Source organism: Paraburkholderia sp., assembly GCF_036488505.1.
GTDB lineage: Bacteria > Pseudomonadota > Gammaproteobacteria > Burkholderiales > Burkholderiaceae > Paraburkholderia.
Window position 1 is genome coordinate 1 of sequence record NZ_DASXHN010000322.1, and the last position, 3,283, is coordinate 3,283.

Consider the following 3,283-nt stretch of genomic DNA (forward strand, 5'->3'; position numbering starts at 1 on the left):
ACCATTGCGACGTGATCCAGCCGCCGATCACCGGGCCGATCGTCGGCGCAAGCGATGCGAGCGCGCCGATCGTGGTGGCCGCGAGCAAACGCTGCCGGCCGGGGAACAGCACGAACGCAGTGGTGAAGACAGTCGGAATCATCGCGGCGCCGAGCGCGCCCTGCAGACCGCGGAACAGGATCATCGAGTTGATATCCCACGCGAGCCCGCACAGCATGCTCGTGACCGTGAAGCCGAACGCGGAGAACGTGAACAGCCAGCGCGTCGAGAACACGCGCGTGAGCCAGCCGGACATCGGAATCACGATGATTTCCGCGATCAGGTACGAGGTCTGCACCCACGACAGCTCATCCTGGCTCGCGGATAATCCACCGCCGATATCGCGCAGCGACGACGCAACGATCTGGATATCGAGCGTCGCCATGAAAAAGCCGACGCACATCAGCGTGAATGCGAAGACCTTCGCGCGCATCGGCTGGTCGGCCGGGTTGTCGAGTACGGGGTTCATGATCGGCTTATCCTTGGGCGGCGGTCTTGCCCGAATCGATATGCACCTTCACGGTGGCCGACAGACCCGGACGCAGCACGCCCTGCATATCCTTCGGTACCTCGAGACGCACGCGCACCGGCACGCGCTGCACGATCTTCGTAAAGTTGCCGGTCGCGTTTTCCGCGGGCAATACGCTGAACGTCGCACCGGTAGCGGGGGCCAGGCTTTCGACCACGCCATGCAAGCCACGACTCGACGCATCGAGATCGACATCGACGCTGTCGCCCGCGTGCATCTTCTTCAGTTGGTCTTCCTTGAAGTTCGCGTCGATCCACAGGCCGCTCGCGGGCACGACCGTCAGCAGCGCTACCCCGGTGTTGGCGAGCAGCCCGACGCGCGCAGTGCGATTGCCGACATAGCCGTCGATCGGCGCGCGGATCGTCGTGTACTCGACATTGAGCGCGGCGACGCGCTGCGCCGCCTGCGCGGTCGCGATGCGCGTTTTGGCGTCGGCGATCTGCGCATCGAGCACCGTGAGCTGCCGTTGCGCGGCGATCAGCGCTGCGCCGCTGCGATCGACGGCGGCGCGCGCTTTGATCAGATCCGCATCGGCCCGCTCGACGACATGATTCGATACCGCTTCGTCCTTCACGAGTTCACGGTAGCGGGTCTGATCGGCGGCGCTGCGCGTCAACTCAGCGCCCGACGCGCGGACCTCCGCAGCCTGCTCGTTGATCGTCGCGAGTTGCAGCGATTTCCTCGCTTCGAGTTCGGTGACGGCGGCCCGCGCGCCGTCGACTTCGGCATTCGCCTGCGCGAGCCGCGCGTCGTAGTCGCGTGAGTCGAGACGCACCAGCACCTGGTTCGCGTGAACGAACTCGTTGTCGCGCACCAGCACGTCGGTCACGAAGCCGTTGACCTTCGGCGCCATCACCGTGACGTCACCGCCGACGTACGCGTCGTCGGTCGTCTCGACGAAGCGGCCGACGAAGAACCAGTACGAAACGGCCAGCGCCAGCGCAACGAGGACCAGGATGATCGCCAGCAGCATCCACGGTATGCGCCGCGCCCGGCTGGCGGGTTGTACCGCGCCCGCCGGCGCGACTGTCGAAGGAGTTGTGGACATGATGTCTATATGTGCGTATGCACTCTTTAGGTTGAAAAAAAAGGCGCGACGCGCCAGCCTCCACTGCCGGTGATGTCAGATCGAATCGCTGGTGATTGCAAATAGTTCGCGGCGCAATAACGCCGCGCGTTGCTCGCCAAAGCTGTGCTCGAATTCGGCTTGCGCGGCATACCAATGCGGCCGTCCTTCACTCAGCCGCTTTGCGCCGGCGTCGGTCAGCGAAATCAGCAACGCGCGGGCATCCGCGCCCATCGCCTCGCTCGTCACGAGGCCGTCGCGGCGCAACGGCTGAATCGTGCGGACCACCGTGGTGCGCTGCATGCGCATGATTTCGCCGATCTGCTTCATCGTCATCGGACCCGTGCGTTTGAGTCTGTTCATCAGCGAGAATTGCGTGATGGTCAAGCCGACATTCGACAGATGCCGGTCGTAAATCTGCGACACATGACGCGTGGCCTGGCGGATCGCAAAACAGTCGTCGTCAAAGAGCTCTTCCATTGCCGCGCCTTCCTTCGCTCGTCAGTGCATATGCACATAGATGGATGTAGAAAAACCCGCCGAGGCGGGTTCATCCATGCTGTTTAACCGGTAATGCTGAAGAGTTCGGCGCGCAGCGTCTTCGCCCGCGCGCGGCCAAATTTCTGTTCGAATTCGTCCTGCGCGGCACGCCATGCGACGGATGCTTCGTCAAACGTCGACTGGCCCTTTTTGGTCAGACTAAACAGCAATGTGCGGCCGTCGTGGTCCGCCGCTTCGGCCGTCACGAGCCCCTCACGCTGCAACGGTTTCATCGCGCGTACTAGCGTGGTGCGTTCCATCACCATCGATTCGGCCAGGTCCGCGATGGGCAAATTCGGCTTGCGCGCGAGCTTGGCGAGGATCGTGAATTGCGCAGCCGTCAGCCCCACGCCGCCGAGATGGCGCTCGTAGATCTGCGTGACGTGCCGAGCCGCTTGGCGCAGCGCGAAGCAGTTACATTCATCGAAAGCAAGACGACGGTTCATGGAGATGGAGTGTAGGTGTGCATATGCACGGCGTCAAGTTTTCCAGCAATATGTGAGCGTGCCTAGCTTCGCGCGCGCGAATCGAAAGCGCGAGTCCCGGCTAGGTCAACGGACCGCTGGTTCAATAGGCGAGAGTACGCCGCGAGGGTCAAAGCGGCACGGTTTTCGTCCGTGCGTGAGAGCGCGCGCGAACTGAAGACCTCCAGTTTCACGACCTCCGGCATGGAGCGACGAGCCGTCGCCTGCGCAGCCCGTCTCGCCTCATTGTCGTTCGTCGAAGTGCGGCGTGCAGCTACGCCCCGCGACGTCACTACGGTTGCAGTCAAGAGCCGCGGACCCTTTTCGGAAGTCGGAGAACTTTTCCGAGCGAACTATTGAGGTGGATTGAGGGAGCTTATAGAGCTTATCTGGCGCTTCCGGACAATAGCCGTCAATGCCACCAGTGAGATAGATTTGCACTGAGGTATCGCTGCTAACACCCTTCTGTAACCAGTCAGCAAAAATAAATACAAGAATAAAGAAAACCATCAGTGCCAGCGAGATCGCGGGCATCAGGGACCGATGTTTACCATCCCAAACATCAACAGACCAGCTTTTGGTCGCGAGCCACCATCTTTTTACGAAATCATCCTTTATTGGTTTCAAGCGCTCTTTTACTGGCTT

At 61.6% G+C, this 3,283-nt stretch carries 5 protein-coding genes; all 5 read right to left on the reverse strand.

The features are described 5' to 3' along the window. On the reverse strand, window positions 1-508 hold a 508-nt coding region (locus VGH68_RS18935; RefSeq protein WP_331605216.1), incomplete at its 3' end, for an MFS transporter. A 7-nt stretch (window positions 509-515) separates the two neighbouring features. Then, complete coding sequence (locus tag VGH68_RS18940) at window positions 516-1,616, reverse strand: HlyD family secretion protein (RefSeq protein WP_331605217.1); 1,101 nt, start codon at window positions 1,614-1,616, stop codon at window positions 516-518. A 75-nt stretch (window positions 1,617-1,691) separates the two neighbouring features. Further along, window positions 1,692-2,114, reverse strand: coding sequence for a MarR family winged helix-turn-helix transcriptional regulator (locus tag VGH68_RS18945; RefSeq protein ID WP_331605218.1), 423 nt, complete (start codon window positions 2,112-2,114; stop codon window positions 1,692-1,694). Between the two features lie 83 nt (window positions 2,115-2,197). Next, window positions 2,198-2,620: a MarR family winged helix-turn-helix transcriptional regulator gene (locus VGH68_RS18950; RefSeq protein ID WP_331605219.1), complete on the reverse strand. Its 423-nt coding sequence runs from the start codon at window positions 2,618-2,620 to the stop codon at window positions 2,198-2,200. A gap of 261 nt (window positions 2,621-2,881) precedes the next feature. Beyond that, window positions 2,882-3,283: hypothetical protein (locus tag VGH68_RS18955; protein WP_331605220.1), on the reverse strand; the 402-nt coding region annotated here is incomplete at its 5' end.

What these genes read in the sequence shown, in the direction of transcription:
- VGH68_RS18940 (WP_331605217.1), bottom strand. Translation starts at nt 1,616, where the DNA reads ATGTCCACAACTCCTTCGACAGTCGCGCCGGCGGGCGCGGTACAACCC.
- VGH68_RS18945 (WP_331605218.1), bottom strand. Translation starts at nt 2,114, where the DNA reads ATGGAAGAGCTCTTTGACGACGACTGTTTTGCGATCCGCCAGGCCACG.
- VGH68_RS18950 (WP_331605219.1), bottom strand. Translation starts at nt 2,620, where the DNA reads ATGAACCGTCGTCTTGCTTTCGATGAATGTAACTGCTTCGCGCTGCGC.